This window comes from Amnibacterium soli (genome assembly GCF_039544415.1).
GTDB lineage: Bacteria > Actinomycetota > Actinomycetes > Actinomycetales > Microbacteriaceae > Amnibacterium > Amnibacterium soli.
Genome location: NZ_BAABLP010000008.1, coordinates 31,492 through 47,902, shown reverse-complemented (window position 1 = coordinate 47,902; position 16,411 = coordinate 31,492). Strand labels below are relative to the sequence as shown.

General features: G+C 70.2%; 10 protein-coding genes. 2 read left to right on the top strand and 8 right to left on the bottom strand.

Annotated elements, in window-relative coordinates; all coding sequences use genetic code 11:
* The first annotated feature begins 340 nt into the window (after positions 1-340).
* Positions 341-1,588: an FAD-binding protein gene (locus tag ABEA53_RS15535; protein ID WP_345482228.1), complete on the top strand. Its 1,248-nt coding sequence runs from the start codon at positions 341-343 to the stop codon at positions 1,586-1,588.
* Positions 1,589-1,923: 335 nt separating this feature from the next.
* Here ABEA53_RS15535 and ABEA53_RS15530 read toward each other — a convergent pair whose 3' ends face one another.
* The 8 genes from ABEA53_RS15530 to ABEA53_RS15495 all read right to left on the bottom strand — a co-directional run bounded on the left by ABEA53_RS15530 (position 1,924) and on the right by ABEA53_RS15495 (position 15,442).
* A complete protein-coding gene (locus ABEA53_RS15530) occupies positions 1,924-4,110 on the bottom strand; it encodes an alpha-galactosidase (protein WP_345482227.1) in 2,187 nt (728 codons plus the stop codon).
* 54 nt (positions 4,111-4,164) lie between these two features.
* The gene (locus ABEA53_RS15525; protein ID WP_345482226.1) at positions 4,165-7,284 is read right to left on the bottom strand and encodes a glycoside hydrolase family 2 TIM barrel-domain containing protein; all 3,120 of its coding nucleotides are present in this window, start codon (positions 7,282-7,284) and stop codon (positions 4,165-4,167) included.
* A gap of 10 nt (positions 7,285-7,294) precedes the next feature.
* Positions 7,295-10,315, bottom strand: coding sequence for an alpha-mannosidase (locus tag ABEA53_RS15520; protein WP_425550642.1), 3,021 nt, complete (start codon positions 10,313-10,315; stop codon positions 7,295-7,297).
* 2 nt (positions 10,316-10,317) lie between these two features.
* On the bottom strand, positions 10,318-11,133 hold the full coding sequence (locus tag ABEA53_RS15515; protein WP_345482225.1) for a ThuA domain-containing protein: 816 nt from the start codon (positions 11,131-11,133) through the stop codon (positions 10,318-10,320).
* On the bottom strand, positions 11,130-12,278 hold the full coding sequence (locus ABEA53_RS15510; RefSeq protein ID WP_345482224.1) for a Gfo/Idh/MocA family protein: 1,149 nt from the start codon (positions 12,276-12,278) through the stop codon (positions 11,130-11,132). The genes ABEA53_RS15515 and ABEA53_RS15510 overlap by 4 nt, the downstream gene beginning before the upstream one ends.
* On the bottom strand, positions 12,275-13,078 hold the full coding sequence (locus ABEA53_RS15505; RefSeq protein ID WP_345482223.1) for a carbohydrate ABC transporter permease: 804 nt from the start codon (positions 13,076-13,078) through the stop codon (positions 12,275-12,277). The genes ABEA53_RS15510 and ABEA53_RS15505 overlap by 4 nt, the downstream gene beginning before the upstream one ends.
* 82 nt (positions 13,079-13,160) lie before the next feature.
* Complete coding sequence (locus ABEA53_RS15500) at positions 13,161-13,985, bottom strand: carbohydrate ABC transporter permease (RefSeq protein ID WP_345482222.1); 825 nt, start codon at positions 13,983-13,985, stop codon at positions 13,161-13,163.
* A 116-nt stretch (positions 13,986-14,101) separates the two neighbouring features.
* Positions 14,102-15,442, bottom strand: a complete 1,341-nt coding sequence (locus ABEA53_RS15495; protein ID WP_345482221.1) for an ABC transporter substrate-binding protein — start codon at positions 15,440-15,442, stop codon at positions 14,102-14,104.
* Positions 15,443-15,630: 188 nt separating this feature from the next.
* Between ABEA53_RS15495 and ABEA53_RS15490 the strand changes: the two genes are divergently transcribed.
* Positions 15,631-16,392, top strand: a complete 762-nt coding sequence (locus ABEA53_RS15490) for a GntR family transcriptional regulator (RefSeq protein WP_345482220.1) — start codon at positions 15,631-15,633, stop codon at positions 16,390-16,392.
* Positions 16,393-16,411 lie beyond the last annotated feature (19 nt).

Genomic DNA, 16,411 nt, shown 5'->3' with positions numbered 1-16,411 from the left:
AGCGGGATTTGAACCCGCGTTACCGCCGTGAGAGGGCGAAACTGGTGCCCGCCGTTCCCGAGCCTTCAAAAATATTCTCCTGATCGGACGCTTGATTCACTCTGCTGGATCACTAGCGCATGCCTGACTTCTCGTGCGCTTGTGGGCAAAATGTGGGCAAAAGCGCTCATGCGGAGTCAAGGCGAGACTCGGCGTGTCGCCGCTCCCTCGGCTGAGCGGACGACCCCTTAACCCCAGTCATCACCGTGCGCTCACGACCGGGTCGGCCGCGACTGACGAACAGTCGTAGCTCCCGGCCGGCTCGCGGCTCGCGCTTGCGGCGGAAGAGGATGATCGCATCGTGGTCGACGTCGCGCACGAACTGAATTGGGCTGGGACCTACGGCTACCTGGCGGAACGCATCGTGCGCGTGCGGAGCCTCGACGAGGTGCGTGACTTGGTGACCTCAGGCTCCCGTCTGCGGCCGCTTGGGACTCGACACTCCTTCAACGACGTCGCTGACGGCCCGGGGCTGCTGGTGGACTTGACCGGTCTGCCGGTGCAGGTCGAGGTCGCGCCTGATCGCCGCAGCGCGACGGTCAGTGCTGGCACGCGATACGGCGTGGTCGCCCGCGAGCTCGAGCGCCACGGCCTTGCGCTGCACAACATGGGCTCTCTGCCACACATCTCAGTGGGTGGGGCGACGGCCACCGCGACCCACGGCTCCGGCGTCAGCCTCGGCGCACTGTCCTCCGCCGTAGCCGCGGTGGAGATCCTCAGCGCCGACGGCGAGCTGCGCGTCGTGCGACGCGGCGAGCCGGACTTCGACGGCAGCGTCGTGGCCCTCGGCGCGCTCGGTGTCACGACGAGGCTGACACTGGATGTGCAGCCGACGTATCGGATGAGGCAGGACGCCTACGCCGACCTGCCGTGGGACGTGTTCCTCGAGCACCTTCCCGAGGTGTTCGCAGCCGCGTACAGCACCTGCCTCTTCACGGAGTGGGACGGACGTGTCCGCGAGATCCTGCTGAAGTCCCGGGTCCCGGACGGCGACGAAGACATCGCCGTGCCCGACGACCTGTTCGGCGCCCGCCGTATGGCACCTCGCCCGATCTCCGACCGTTCGACGCCCGTCGACGGCACCGTCGGCGCCTGGTGCGACAGGCTGCCCCACTTCCGCATCGATGGCACCCCGTCGAACGGCTCAGAGATCCAGAGCGAGCACTTCGTCCCGTTCAGTCACGCCGTGGACGCTCTTCAGGCGATGGCCGCGATGGGCGATCGCATCCGGCCCCACCTCCACACCGCGGAGCTGCGCACCATGGCCGCTGACACCGCATGGCTGAGCCCGTCACAAGGCGCCGACGTACTCTGCATCGCCTTCACCTGGCGCAAGCACCCCGAGGAGGTCGCCTCCCTGCTGCCCGACATCGAGGCCGCACTGGCTCCGTACGACCAGCGCCCGCATTGGGGCAAGATGTCCTCGCTCGACGCCGATGCGATCAATGCACTGTTCTCCGCGCTGCCACGCTTCCGCGACCTCGTCCAGCGCAGCGACCGGAACGGCCTGTTCCGCGGTCCCTTTCTCGACCGCATCATCCGACCCTGACGACTCCGATGCGCTGATGCCCCTCTGAGCGGTCTCCGCCTGAGCAGACCGGTCCACCGAACAGCAGCACGTCCTGCCGACGAGCAGTAGGACTCCGCGAGATCACGGCTTCACCGGAGACCGGAAGCGGGCCACGCTTCCGACCGGCCGGTCCGCTCTCTCCTTCTGGGACGTGTCGCCTCGGGTGCTCGGCGAGGTGTCATCAGCGGCGCACGATCGCCCGTCTCCTGGCATCCGGTCTGTCCGCGTGAGCGGGGGGGGGGGGGGGGGGGGGGGGGGGGCTGAGCTCGAGTCCCACCCGGGAGCCGGGAAGGGCGCCGACGCCCGGTCCGTCGTCACTCCTCCGTCACGTGGAGCACGACGACCCGCTCCGGGAAGGAGCCCGGGAGGTGCAGCCCGGCGACGGCGAGCGCCCGCCCGCTCAGGACGACCCCACTATCGACGCCGTACCAGGCCGGATCGGCGCGGCCCGGATCGGGGGTGCCGATCCGCACCGGTGAGACGCGGTACCGCTTCTCCGGGTTCAGGCCCGGGATCGTGAGGCGGCCGCGCGGCGAGACGACCGGGCGCCCGAGGAAGGCGAGGAACATCAGCGCCTGGCTCCGGTCCGTCGAGACGGCTCCGGTCAGCTGGAACGCCGGATCGATCTCCTCCCCGCGGACCAGATCGCCCGTGTGGAGCAGATGCCGGTGGTGCTTGTAGAGCTCGATCCAGAGCGCGAGGTCTCTGCTCTCCTGCTCCGTCGCCTTCGCGAGGTCCCACTCGACCCCGAGGTGACCGAAGAGGGACGTGGCGGCACGGAACGAGAGCGCGTGCGCCCGGCCGGTGCTGTCGTTGATCCCCGCGCCGACGTGCGCGCCGATCAGCTCGGCCGGAAGGAGCTGCATCGTCCACCGGTTGATCTGCTGGCGTTCGAGCGGGTCGGTGTCATCGCTCGCCCAGACCCGATCGGTCCGCTCGATCACGCCGAGGTCGACCCGTCCACCGCCCGACGAGCAGGCTTCGATCTCGAGGCCCGGGAACCGCGCCTTCACCGCCTCCATCAGCCGGTACGCGGCGAGGGTCTGCTCGTGGACTCCGGCGGCTCCGCGCGGCGGCGCGCCGGCATCGACGAGGTCCCGGTTGTGGTCCCACTTGATGTAGGCGATGTCGTACCGGATGAGGATGGCCGTCATCTGCGCCAGGACGTGGTCGAACGCCTCCGGGATCGCGAGGTTCAGCACCTGCTGGTTCCGCGCTCGGACGGGCAGCCGGTCTCCGGTCCGCATGATCCACTCGGGGTGCGCGCGGGCGAGGTCGCTCTCCTCGCTGATCATCTCGGGTTCGAACCAGAGCCCGAACTCCATGCCGAGCTGGAGGACGCGGTCCACCAACGGGGTGAGCCCGTCGGGCCAGACCTCCTCGTCGACCGTCCAGTCGCCCAGCCCGCGGTGGTCGTCGCGGCGTCCCTTGAACCACCCGTCGTCGAGGACGTAGCGCTCGACGCCGATCCGTGCGGCGCGCTCGGCGAGGTCAAGCAGCCGAGGCGTGTCGTGGTCGAAGTACACGGCCTCCCACACGTTCAGCGTGACCGGACGGGGACGGACGGGGTGGGTGCTGCGGCTCCTGAGGTAGCGGTGGAAGCGGTGCGCCTGGTCGTCGAGGCCGGCCCCGTACGCCCCGTACACCCACGGCGTCTCGTACGCCTCGCCGGTAGCCAGCCGGACCTCTCCGGGCAGCAGCAGCTCGCCGCCGCCCAGCACCTGCGCTCCCGCCGGGAGACGCTCGGCGTAGTGGCGGTGGTTCCCGCTGAACGCGACGTGCACACCCCAGAGCTCACCGTGCCGGAAGCCGAAGCCGGGCGTGCCGACGGAGAGGATGGTGGCCGCGTCGTGCCCGGTCCGCCCCTTGCGCCCCTCCCGCTCGTGGATGCCGACCACCAGCTCGCGCCGCTGCGGCACCCGCTCCCGCCCCCATCGCCCCGCGAAGTCGAGGATCTCCTGCGCTCGGAGTGGGATCGGGAGCACGACGTGGAGGTCCTCGAGGGCGTAGACCTCGGGCGCACGGTTCTGCACCTGCGCTCGGACGCGGAGCAGCCCGCTGACGAGGAGCTCGACCTCTACCACCACGCCGAGGCCCGCGACGGAGTCCTCCGCCCGGAAGGTCACGGAGGCGGGACCCGACTCGATGAGCGGCTCGCCGGAGGGCATCTCGTCGACGTCGATGGACGTGACAGTGAACAGCGGCGACCAGTCGGCGCCGGCGTGGTGCCCGACGAGGCCCGGCTTCCCCTGCCAGCCGGCGGTGTGCTCGGGCAGGATCGCGACGCGGACCGGCTCGTCGACGACGTTGCCCGACCGCGGCTCCTCGGCGGCCATCGTGAGCGCGCGGGCATCAGCGAGGGTCAGCGGCCCGAGCGACGGGCCCCAGTGCACGACTGCCGGCAGCCGCCCGTCGGTCGCGTCGAGGAGCACGCTGACGCCGGCTGCGGCCAGATGGATGAACGCGTCGGGGCCGCGTCGATGGGTGCCGGCTTCAGCCACGGATGCTCCTTCGGAGAGTCGAACGGGATCGAGTACCGGCTGCTGTCCGATGCGTCACAGCGCTGCGATCCACAGATCGAGCTCGCGCTCCTCGGCCCGGAGGAGCGCCTCGGGCCAGACGTCGGGCCCGCAGGCTCGCGAACCGAGACCGTTCTGGCCGGCGTCGAGGTAGAGGTACGACGAGGTTGCCGGCGGCAGCTCGTGCTGGTGCGTCGCCGCCGCGACCTGCTGGGCCGTGTGCCGCGCGAGGGTGAAGCCCGGCCTGCGACCGAGCCGGTCCTCGCGGGCGTCGAGGCGCAGCCATCTGTCACCGCCGCGCTCGAGGTCGAGGCGCCGGAGGTCGCTGCGGTGTCCGCTCTCCTGCGGCCAGGCGTAGGGGAACGTGAGCTGCTCGATGCCAGCGCGATAGCGCCCGACGAGGACGCCGCGGCGCGAGTCCGGGTAGGACTCCCCCGGTCCCGTGCCGAACCACTGCGCGCCGTCGACGTCGGCCGGCAGGTCGAGCCGCACGCCGAAGCGCGGCCACACGACCGTCCAGCGCGAGGTCGGCACGAGGTGCAGGACGAGTCGCACGGCGTCGTCCTCCACCGTCCACCGCTCGTCGAGGAGGACGGCCTCCCGCGTATCGGCCGCCGCCCACCGGGTCCTCCGCTCGAGCGCCCTGGATGTCCTGCGGACGGCGACGACCCGGGAGCGCAGCCGGTCGAGTCCGGCGTTCCGCCACTGCTCGGCATAGGACGGCCCGGGAACGCCCAGGCCGCGGCCCTCCATGGGGTCGCTGACGTCGTAGCTGCCCATGTGGGCGCCACCATCGTTGTCGGTCGGAGCGCGCCAGAGCTCGAGCCGCGGTCCGGTCACGGGAACACCGGCGAGCGCCACGAGCCGGCCGTCGACGAACTCGGCCGGGCCGAGGGCGGCACGGCCGCGGACGGGCCGCTCGTCGGAGCCCACGCGGACCACGGGCCGGGCTGCAGGAGTTGCCCCACGGGAGCGCAGTGCAGTCTGCGCGGACGCGAGCACGTGGCCGACGCCGGCCCAAGAGGTCTCGTGCGCGAGCACGGCCGACACGGTGAACCACAGCTCGCCGGTCCCGGTGCCGAGCACGTCCGGGTCGAGCACGACGACGACGTCCACGGCTCCACCCGCTGCGAGCGCGGCACCGTCCGGCGCGGCGACATCGAGCACGCCCTGCGCGACCCCGTGACCGTCGCGCTCCAGGCGCCAGGGGAAGCGGAGGTCGCCGGTGTCGGCCGAGTGCCGCAGGTTCCGGACGGTGACTGTGACCGCCCCGTCGGACGGGGCGAGGACGAAGCGGACCGGCGCGGTCACCGCGGCGAACTCGACCAGTCCGGGGGTCGGGGTCCCGTCGGAGAGCACCATGCCGTCCATGCAGAAGTGCCCGTCGTGCACCCCGGTCCCACCGAAGTCGCCGCCGGAGCCGAAGAACTCGACGCCGTCCGTGGTCCTGGTGCGGATCCCGTGGTCCCGCCACTCCCAGACGAACCCGCCGTGGAGCCGGGGGTACCGGTCGACGAGGTCCTCGTACAGCTCGATGCCGCCGGGCCCGTTGCCCATCGCGTGCACGTACTCGCAGAGCAGGAACGGCTTCGTCCGCTGCCGCGCCGACTGCGCGCCCGAGGCATTCAGGAGCAGCGCCGTGGAGTCGCTGCCGATGCTCGTGACCTCCGCGATCGCGGGATACATGCGGGAGTACACGTCCGTGTAGTCGCCGGCGTGGTCGCCCTCGTAGTGGACGGGCCGTCCCGGGTCCCGGTCGTGCACCCAACCGGCCATCGCGGCGAGGTTCGCGCCGGTGCCGGACTCGTTCCCGAGGGACCACATCACGATGCTCGGGTGGTTCTTGTCCCGCTCGACGGTCCGCTCGATGCGGTCCAGGTAGGCGGCCCGCCAGGCCGGGTCCTCGCTCGGGTTGTCCATCCACTCGTCGGTGCCGGAGTCGAACTGGCTGCCGCCGTGGTGGAACGCGTGGGTCTCGATGTCGCACTCGAGCATCACCCAGAACCCGAGCTCGTCGGCGAGGTCGAGCACCCGCGGGTGCGGCGGGTAGTGGGCAGTGCGGATCGCGTTGACGTTGTGCCGCTTCATCAGCTCGAGGTCTCGGCGGACGAACTCCTCGTCGAAGCCCCGTCCGAGGTCCGGGTTCGTCTCGTGCCGGTTCATCCCGTGCAGCACGACCCGGCGACCGTTCACCAGGAACCGGTCCCCGACGACCTCGACAGTGCGGAAGCCGATGCGCAGGGAGACGGTCTCCACGTCATCGGCACTCGTCACGGCAGCGTCGTAGAGCCGGGGACGCTCGGCGGTCCACGGCTCGACGTCCGGGACCGGGATCGGAGCCACCGCGGACGCGTCCGCCCACTCCACGTCGAGCGCGAGCTCTGGGACCCGGAGCCGCAACGGGAAGGAGCCGTCGCCGACGCGGAGCTCCGGCAGGAGGAGCCCGGCCCCGCTGCGGTGGTCGAACTCGGCGCGCAGCCACACGTCGTCGATGCCTCGGACGGGCCGAGCTTGCAGGGTCACATCCCGGTAGATGCCGGGCAGCCACCACTGGTCCTGGTCCTCGACATACGTGGAGGCGGACCACTGATGCACGCGGACGGCGAGGGTGTTGATCCCCGCGGTGACGGCCTCCGTCACGTCGAACTCCTGCGCCAGCCGCGACCCGGTGCCGACTCCGATCTCGATGCCGTTGGCCCACACCCGGTAGCGGGACTCGACGCCGTCGAACCGGAGCACGATCGCCTCGTAGCGCTCGCGCTGCAGCCATGCGGGTGGCAGCTCGAAGGTGCGCCGGTGGTCACCTGTCGGGTTCTCGTCGGGCGAGTACGGCGGATCCTGCGGGAACGGCAGCTGGACATTCGTGTACTGCGGAGCGCCGTAGCGGCCGTCCCCATGCAGCACCCAGTGGCTCGGCACGGGCAGCACGTCCCACCCGCTGTCGTCGTAGCTGGAATCGGCGAAGCCCTCGGGCGCCTCGTCGGCCGGCAGGACGTCCGGTGCGCCAAGCGTGCCGGGCACCCCGGCGAGGAGGCGGAACCGCCAGTCGCCGGCGAGCGACATCGTCGGGGCGTCGGAGCTCAGCCAGGACCGGGCGGCCCGGCGGCGCCCCCGCCCCGGCCCGACATCGTTCAAGTAGTGGTCGCTCTCGTGCACGACATTCCCCTCAGATCGCGCGCGGTGCGCGGAACCGCAGCGTGAGCAACTCGAACGGTCGCAGGTCGAGCTCGACCCGACGGAGGCCCGTCCCCCGGATCGCGTGCTGCGCGGCAGGACGTTCGAGCAGGTCGGTCGCCTCGACTCCGGCCCAATCGACAGTCGTGGTGACCATCGCTGCCGACCGATTCCCGTGCGCCTCGTAGAGCCGCACGACGAGGTCGCCGCTGCTGTCCTCCGCCAGCTTGACCGCTTCGACGACGACGGCCGGATCGGACACCACGAGCAAAGGGGCGACAGGAGTGCCACGGAGCGGCTCGAGTGGCAGGCTCTGGCGGTAGCCATCTTCGATCGCCTCGGGGATGCCGCCCGGCCGCAGGCTCACGGTGAACCGGTGGACGCCCTGGTCGGCACCGGGATCCGGGTACCTCGGCGCCCGCAGCAGCGACAGCCTGGCCGTCACCATCGGTCGCCCTGACGGCGCGGACACGGTGCGGACGTCGTGGCCGTAGACGACGTCGTTCGCGATCGCCACACCCCAGGACGGCTCCCCCACGTGGATCCAGCGATGCGCGACGGTCTCGAACCGCGCCGCGTCCCAGGAGGTGTTGCGGTGAATCGGCCGATGCAGGTGGCCGAACTGGATCTCGGACGCGGCCCGGTCGGCACGGAGGTCCAGCGGGAACGCCAGTTTCAGCAGCTTCTGAGACTCGTGCCAGTCGATGTCGAACGCGAGATCGAGCCGTCCGTCGACGAGGCGGAAGCGGACGTCGATCGTCGATGCACCGAGCTCGTGCCGGACCGCGACGGCGTCACCGTCGATGCGGGTCGACACGGGATCGCGCAGCTCCCGGCCCGACCGCTGGTCCTCCTCGTTGATGTCCCACGCGTCCCACTCGCGCGGGGTGTCGCGGAACAGCTGCAGCACGCCGCCGGTCATGCCCTCGGGAAGCACCTCGCGGTCGGCGACGCGATCCCGGATCGAGACGAGCACGCCTGTGCCGTCGATCACGACGCGCAGCGAGAAGTCTTCGAGCACGTAGAGCGCGCCGTCGTGCTGAGGCGGCGCGACGAGCGCCTCCTTGGCGGGTCCGATCGCCATCGCGGCGACTCCCCGCTGGGAGTAGGGCCCGGCGTTCGCAGCGACCGGGCGGTCGCCGTCGCCGACGAGCGCCTGCAGCGCGCCGGCGATCACATCGCGCAGGTCGTCCGCGACCCGCGCGTGCGCCGCCTCCGCGTCCTGGTGGACCCAGGCGATTGAAGTGCCGGGCAGGATGTCGTGGAACTGCTGCAGCAGCACCGTGCGCCAGGCGGTCCGTAGTTCGGCCTCGGGGTAGGGCGTCCCGCGCAGGATGGTCGCGGTCGCGGCCCAGAGCTCGGCCTGGCGCAGGAGCGCCTCGCTGTGCCGGTTCCCGCGCTTGGTCCGCTGCTGAGACACGAGCGTGCCGCGGTGCAGCTCCAGGTACATCTCACCGAGCCAGACGGGCGGGTCGTGGAGCTCGGCCTCCGCGGCGATGAAGAACGAGTGCGGGTCGGTGAGCGTCACCCGCGGGGAGCCCTCGAGGTCCCGCTTCCGAATCGCCTGCGCGAGCATCTCGCGGGTCGGGCCGCCGCCGCCGTCGCCCCAGCCGAACAGGCCGAGCACCTCCCGGGCGACGGCCTTCTCGCTGAAGGTGCTTTCCGCCCGGGCGAGGTCGAGCGCCCCGAGATCGGAGTTGTAGGTGTCGGCCGGCGGCAGGTGGGTGAAGATCCTCGTGCCGTCGATGCCCTCCCACTGGAAGGTGGAGAACGGGATGCGGTTCGTCTCGTTCCACGACGGCTTCTGCGTCACGAAGTACCGCGCCCCGGCGGCCCGGGCGATCTGCGGCAGGGCGGCGCTGTACCCGAAGGAGTCCGGCAGCCACACCTCGTCGCTCTCCAGGTCGAACTCCTCGAGGAAGAACCGCTTGCCCTGCAGGAACTGCCGGACGAGCGACTCGCCGCCAGGCATGTTCGTATCCGACTCGACCCACATGCCGCCGACAGGGCGGATCCGGCCCGCCCTCACCGCGGCGCGCACCCGCTCGAACAGGTCGGGCTGGCTCTCCTGCAGCCACAGGTACTGCTGCGCGGAGGAGGCGGCGAACACGAACTCCGGATGCCGGTCGATGAGATCCAGCACGTTGGAGAACGTGCGGGCGACCTTGCGCACCGTCTCGCGGCTCGGCCACAACCAGGCCGAGTCGATGTGCGCATGGCCCACGGCGGACACGCGGATCGCGCTCGCCGCGGCGGGAGCAGCGAGCACGGGCGCAAGCGCCGCGCGTCCGTGCTGGACGGTGCCGGCCACGTCGTCGGGATCCATCACGTCGACCATGCGCTCGAGGGCATGCACGATCTCCTCGCGCCGAACGCCGAGCGGGAGCACGTCGACGAGGCCGTCGAGCGTCGCGACGTCCTGCAGCAGGTCCCACACCCTGAGGTCGCGCCGGGCGACCTCCAGGCGGGCGAGCCGGTAGAGGGGCTGGTCGCCCGTAGTGGCGCGGTCCCCCAGAGGCGTCGGCTCGTACTCGTAAGGCACCTGGATGAGCGGGTTCGCAGCAGCCTCGAGCAGGAGACGGAAGGGACCGGGCGCGGGCAGCGGCACCCACGCGTTGAAAGGCTCCACCGCCTTCACGATCGATCCGTCCGGCCGGTACGCCGTCGCCTCGGCCTGGAAGCCGGGCAGCTCCGCTGTGAAGCCGAGGTCGACGACGAGCTCGGCCTCCTCGGGATCCCACTCGACGGGGACCTCGCCGCGGACGTCGAACCAGACCGTGTCCCAAGGGCGACCCCACGGGTCGCCGAGCGCCATCGGCTCGAAGGTGCGCGTCAGCGCCTCGGCGAACGGCACCGGCTCCCCGGCGACCGTCCAGGCGCTGATGTCGACCGCGCGAGTCTCCGAGTACAGCGCCGGCTGGAGCCGGAATCGTGTGAAGCGGCGGACCCGCTGCATCGCGAGCGCAGACGCGTCGAGGCGGACGCGACCGTTCGGGTTGAGCTCGTCGGCCACCCTCAGCGCTCGCGCGGCGCGACGGGCTCGCGGGTGTAGTAATCGATGAGGCCGTCCGGCGATGTCAGCACGGGGTGGTCGTAGTCGCCCGTCTGGTACATGGGCGTCTCGGTGTAGGACTCGCGCGGGTGCTCCGGTCGGGCCCACTGCACACCGTTGGCGATCACCCGCTGGACGTCGGGGTGGTGGTAGACGGGGTAGACCTCGTCTCCAGGGCTGAAGTAGAAGACCCGTCCGTAGCCGCGCCGGTACGTGACGCCGCTTCGGAAGACCTCGCCACCGGAGAAGCTGCTGATAAAGATCAGTTCCTCGGGCTCCGGGATGTCGAAGAACTCCCCGTACATCTCCTGACCCGGGATCACGATCGGCTGGGACACGCCCTCGGTGATCTGATGACGCGGGGCAACGGTCCACACGAGCTCGCTGTCGCCGTCGTTGCGCCAGCGCAGGCTGCAGGTGGTGCCCATCAGGCGCCGGAAGATCTTCGAGTGGTGCCCTGAGTGGAGCACGATGATGCCCATCCCCTCCAGCACGTGCCGGTGGATCCGGTCGACCACCTCGTCGGCGACCTCCTCGTGCGCAGTGTGTCCCCACCAGAGGAGCACGTCGGTCGCGGCGAGCGTGTCCTCGGTCATGCCGTGCTCTGGCTCGTCGAGGACCCTCGTCGACACGGTGACGTCGTCGCCGAGCAGCGCGCTGATCGCATCGCCGATGGCGTTGTGCATCCCGGTCGGGTAGATCCCGCGCACGACGGGGTTCACCTGCTCGTGGCGGTTCTCGCCCCAGACGACCACTCGGATCGGCTGCGTGCTGGTCATCGGGCGCCTCCTGCGGCGATCGGGGCCGGGGCGGATCCCCAGGCCGGGGTGGCGATGCCGTCGGCGGCGCTTGTCCAGCCGCGCAGCACGGCCAGGACGTCCTCCTGGCGCTCGTCGGCGAGCGCCTGGGCGAGCGCCTCCTCGAGCAGGTCGCCGATGACGACGCGCTCGCCGCCGAGGGCGCTGCTGCGGACGGCGCCCTCAACCATCGCGATGCTCAGCACGTTCGAGCGCACCTCGTTCTGCGGTGTGCGTCCTGAATGGAGCGCGCCGACGAATTCGGCGAGGGAGCCCGCGATGCCCTCTGGCCCCGCGGCGGCCTTCGGATCGGTGCCGTCGAGATCGGCGACGACCGTCGTCTCGCCGTCCCAGGACGCTGCGCCGCGCTCGCCGTAGGCGCGCCACTCGGCGTTGAAGGAGGTCTGCAGCCCAGGGGTGCAGCGACTGCCGGCGTAGGAGAACCGGGCGCCGCCTGTCAGCTCGATCTGCACCGTGGCGGAGGCGTCACCCGCGAACCAGCTCCAGGCGGGGTTCCACGAGTCGCACCGGACGGCGACCGGCTCCTGCCCGGTCACGTACCGCAGCTGATCGAAGTGGTGGATGGACATGTCGACGAGCAGAGGGTGCGCCATCTGCTCGCGGAAGCCGGGCTCGTGGTCCTCATGGAAGAACTGCGCGTGCACGGTGGCGAGGTCGCCGAGCCGGCCGACCGCGGTGCGGTACGCGGCGAGTGCTCCGAGATAGCGACGGGATTGGCTGGCCATCAGCAGTCCGCCGGTGAGGTCGGCGAGCGCGACTTGACGCAGGGCCTCGGCCACGGTCGGTGCCAACGGCTTCTCGCACAGCACCGGCAGACCGGCTCGCAGGGCCTCCTCGTTCACGGGCCGGTGCGCCTGCGGCACGGTCACGTCGATCACCGCACGCGCTCCGGACCGCGCGGCGACCTCAGCGACGGACGTACCGATTACGACATCGCCGAGGCCGACGGCGCGGACGGTCTCGGCCGCGAGGTCGAGGTCGAGGTCGACCACCCCTGCGACTCGAGCGACGGGAGACGTCGTGAGCATCCGGAGCCATTCCCGCCCCATCGCGCCCGCACCGACCACCGCCAGAGGGAGCCGTCCTTCGTCCTGGATCGAGCTCATCCCTTCACCGCCCCTCCGAGACTCGACTTCAGGAGGTGCTTCCTCACGAAGATGTACAGGACCGCGGGCGGCGCTACGTACACGATCGCGCTTGCGGCGAGCAGCCCCCAGTCCACATGGTCGTGCTCGCTGAACGCCCGGAAGAGGCCGATCGCGAGTGGATACAGGTCTTGGTTCTGCAGCAGCACGAGCGGAGTGAGGAAGTCGCCCCATGAGCCCATGAAGATCAGCATCGCGGCTGCTCCGAGACCGGGCCCGGCCAGCGGGAGCACGACTCGTCGGATCGCCTGGAAGCGCGTGCTGCCGTCGGTCCAGGCGGCCTCCTCCAACTCGATCGGTACTGCGTCGATCGTGCCTTTCATCAGCCACAGCGTCACTGGCAGGCCACCGACCGCCTGCACGAGGATCAGCCCGTAGAGGGTGTTCGCGAGTTGCAGGTTGACCATGATCAGGTAGAGCGCCACGATCGTGGCCGGCGCCGGGATCACGCGGATGAGCAGGATCCCGAACATGAAGAACCGCCTCCCTCGGAAGACGTACCGGGACAGCGCGTAGCCGCCGGCGAGCCCGAGCCCGAGGTTCAGCACCGTCGTGCCGATGGCGATGACGAGGCTGTTCACCAGCAGCAGCGGCGTGCCGGCTGCGGTGAAGAACCGGACGAAGTTGCCGAAGGAGAGTGTCGGCAGCTGCACGGTGGCGCCGGCGTTCGCGTCGATGGCGCTGAGCACCACCCAGGCGAAGGGGACGAGGCAGAACAACGCGAGCAGGACGAGCAGCACGTAGCCGATGCTCCGCTGCACGACGTCGACCGGTCGGAGTGGACGGTGCCGGAAGGTTCGGACCGCGGGCTGACGAGGGTTCCGTGCGTTGATGGCGGTCATCTCACACCTCCACTTTCGCCAGGCGCACGTAGACGGCGCCGAGCACGAGCACGATCGCGAGCAGGATGATCGACGCGGCACTACCGATCCCGATCTGGGAGAACTGCAGCGCGCGCTCGTAGATGTAGATGGCGGCGATCCTGGTCTGCCCGCCCGGGCCGCCCCTGGTCAGGAAGTACACGAGCCCGAATACGCCGACCGTGCTGATCGTCGTCAGCAGGAGGTACAGGAACACGGGGCCGCGGATCAGCGGCAGCGTCACGTAGCGGAAGACCTGTACGGCGCGCGCGCCATCGATCCGTGCCGCTTCGATGAGCTCAGCCGGGACGTCCTCCAGGGCGGCCTGGAACATGATCATCGCGAATGCCATGCCGCGCCAGATGTTCACCAGGATGATGGCGAGCATCGGGGCGGTCTGCAGCCAGTCGTTCGGTGCGGCTCCGAACACGCCGATGGCACGGTTCAGCGTGCCGGCTGAATTGTTCGACAGCACGCTCGCCCAGGCCAGCGACGCGACGACCTCCGGAACGACCATCGGCATCAGGATCGCCGCGCCGAAGATGCCCTTGCCGCGCACCCATGTCCGACTCAGCAGGATCGCGGCCGCCATGCCGAGGACCGTCTGACCGATGAGGGCGGAGAACAGCAGGAAGGTCCCGGTCTGCCCGAGCGAGGAGAGGAAGTCCGCGCTGGTCAGCAGGTAGGTGTAGTTGTCGACGCCGATGAACTTCGGGTCACGGGCCGCGAAGCCGGTGAGCTGCGTGTTGGTCAAGCTGAGCCACATGCCGTACACCGCAGGCAGCACGATGAACACGACGATCAGCAATGCCGAAGGTCCTAGGAGGAGCAGCACCATCGGCCAGGGGCTGCGCGCACGGCGGCGCCTCGGCGCCGGCGACCTGAGGGTCGCCGGCGCCGAGGCGGGTGCGTCGAGGATCGACGTCACCCCTGCACCAGGCTCGGCCCGAGCAGGTCCGTCGCGTCCTTGACGAACGCGTCGTACGCCTGCTGCCCGTTTGCCTTGCCGCTCAGGATGAGTTCCGTGGCGGTCGCCGTGGCCTGTCCGACCTTGTCGGCTCCGTCCCCGGTCACGACGTAGACGCTGTTGGCCAGGTCCTTGCCCGCGTCCAGGAGGTGCGGTTGACCGGAGTACGGCGCGACGCCGTTCAGGTCGTTCCGTGCGGATGCTGCGCCCGACGCGACCAGCTGGTCCGCGAGGACCTTGCCCGACGAGAGGTACTTGACGAACTCCATCGCGGCGTCCTTGTTCTTGGACTTGGCCGGTATGGCGTAGCCGCCGCCGGCACTGCTCCAGCCGTAGGTCTTGTCACCGGCGCGCAGCGCCGGGTACTGCCACGTGATGACCTTCTGGTCGAGGCCCGGGATCGGCGTCGCGCCTTCGGGGCCCCAGTCGAAGCGCCATCCCCACGTGCCCTGCGCTGCGACCTGGATCTGGCCGGCCGGGAACTTCTTGTACTTGGTCGGTTCCCACGGGTTGGGGTTCTGCAGGTCCTTGACCGGCATGAGGCCCTTGCTGACCAGCTTGCTGTAGAGATCGAACACGGCCAGCCAGCCGGCACTCTTCAGGTTCCACTTGCCGCTCTTGGCATCGAAGTAGCTCTGATCGGTGCCGCCGAGCAGGGGCTGGAAGCCCTCACCCCATGTCCCACCACCCCAAGCCGTCCCCGCCGGGATGACGATCGGTGTGTCGCCGGTCTTCTCCTTGGCCTGCTCCAGTCGAGCGATCATGTCGTCCCAGGTCTGCGGCTGTGAGGTGTCGATCCCTTCCTTCTCCAGCACGTCCTTGCGCACGAAGAAGTTCTGCACGCCGGCGCCCGAGACGAGGTTGTAGACGTGGCCGTCCTGGCGGACCATCGCCTTCTTGATCGCGGGGTAGTAGTGACTCCAGCCGTCCCACTTGTTGAGGTAGTCGTCGAGCGAGGTGAGGTACCCGGCCGACGACCAGGAGATCGCCATGTTCTCGCCGATGTCCAGCACGTCCGGCGCCTGATTGGCGATCAGCTGCTGCGTCATCTTGGTCTGGAACTGCTCATCAGTCAGTTCATCGGCGATGAGCTTGACGGTGATGTCCTTGCCCTGCTTCTTCATCGCCGCCTCGAAGCCGGGGATGACCTTCCCGATCGCGTCGATGTTGGTCTTCTTGGTCTCCATGATCGAGATGGTGACCGGCTTGTCGCTCCCGTCGCCGCCGCCACCTCCGTCGTTCGGCGAGCAGGCACTGAGTCCCGCTGCGGTCATCAGGGTGGCCGCGAACGCCGCCACGACACGAGTGCGCTTCATTGCGATGCCTCTCTCACGAGGGACCCGTCGGCTGCTCTGCCGATCTGTCGGGCCAGTGCTCGTACTTCATGTTAGGACATGCGCTCGACGAGCGTCAACGAAATCCCCTATTTGTCCTGACATGACATAGAGTCGGTCTTGTCAGGTGCGGAGACGTCGAGAGGCACACCATGGAAGGCGGGGAAGCGGTGATCCTGCCGGTCGAGCAGCTGCTCCCGGACCGGGCTCCACTCGCGACGCTCTGGGTCCGCCTCGCGGCGGGACTCGAGGACGCGGTGACGTCCGGCGCTCTGCCTCCCGGAGCGCGGCTCGAGAACGAGATCGCGCTCAGCGAGCGGCTCGGCGTCTCCAGGCCAACGGTGCGCCGCGCCATCCAGGAGCTCGTCGACAAGGGGCTGCTGGTGCGCCGGCGCGGGATCGGGACGCAGGTCGTCCACGGATCCGTCGCCCGGCAGATCGAGCTGACCAGCCTGTTCGACGACCTCGCGAGCGCCGGCAAGGTCCCCGGCACCCGCGTTCTGGAGCTCGCGAAGGTGCCGGCCACCCCGCTCGTCGCGACCCAGCTGGGGGTCGCGCCCGAGGCCGAGGTGCTGCGGATCAGGCGACTGCGGCTGGCGGACGACGTGCCGCTCGCGGTGCTGCAGAACTATCTGCCGCCCGCGCTCGCCGACCTCGACGAGCAGGAGCTCGCCGATGCAGGGCTCTACGGCGGGCTGCGGTCGCGCGGCGTGGTCCTGCGGGTCGCTCGGCAGCGCATCGGCGCCAGGAAGGCGACGAACGAGGAGGCGCGCCTGCTCGACCTGACCCGCGGGGCTCCCGTGCTCACGATGGATCGCACCGCGTACGACGCCGACGGCGCCGCGGTCGAGTACGGCCACCACTGCTACCGCCCGGATCTCTACAGCTTCGAGATGACGCTCGTCGACCGCTGACGGGCGCTCCGGGAGCGTC

Excerpts from the sequence above, each read along its gene's own strand:
- ABEA53_RS15515 (WP_345482225.1), bottom strand. The coding sequence starts at position 11,133 with ATGACCAGCACGCAGCCGATCCGAGTGGTCGTCTGGGGCGAGAACCGC.
- ABEA53_RS15510 (WP_345482224.1), bottom strand. The coding sequence starts at position 12,278 with ATGAGCTCGATCCAGGACGAAGGACGGCTCCCTCTGGCGGTGGTCGGT.
- ABEA53_RS15490 (WP_345482220.1), top strand. The coding sequence starts at position 15,631 with ATGGAAGGCGGGGAAGCGGTGATCCTGCCGGTCGAGCAGCTGCTCCCG.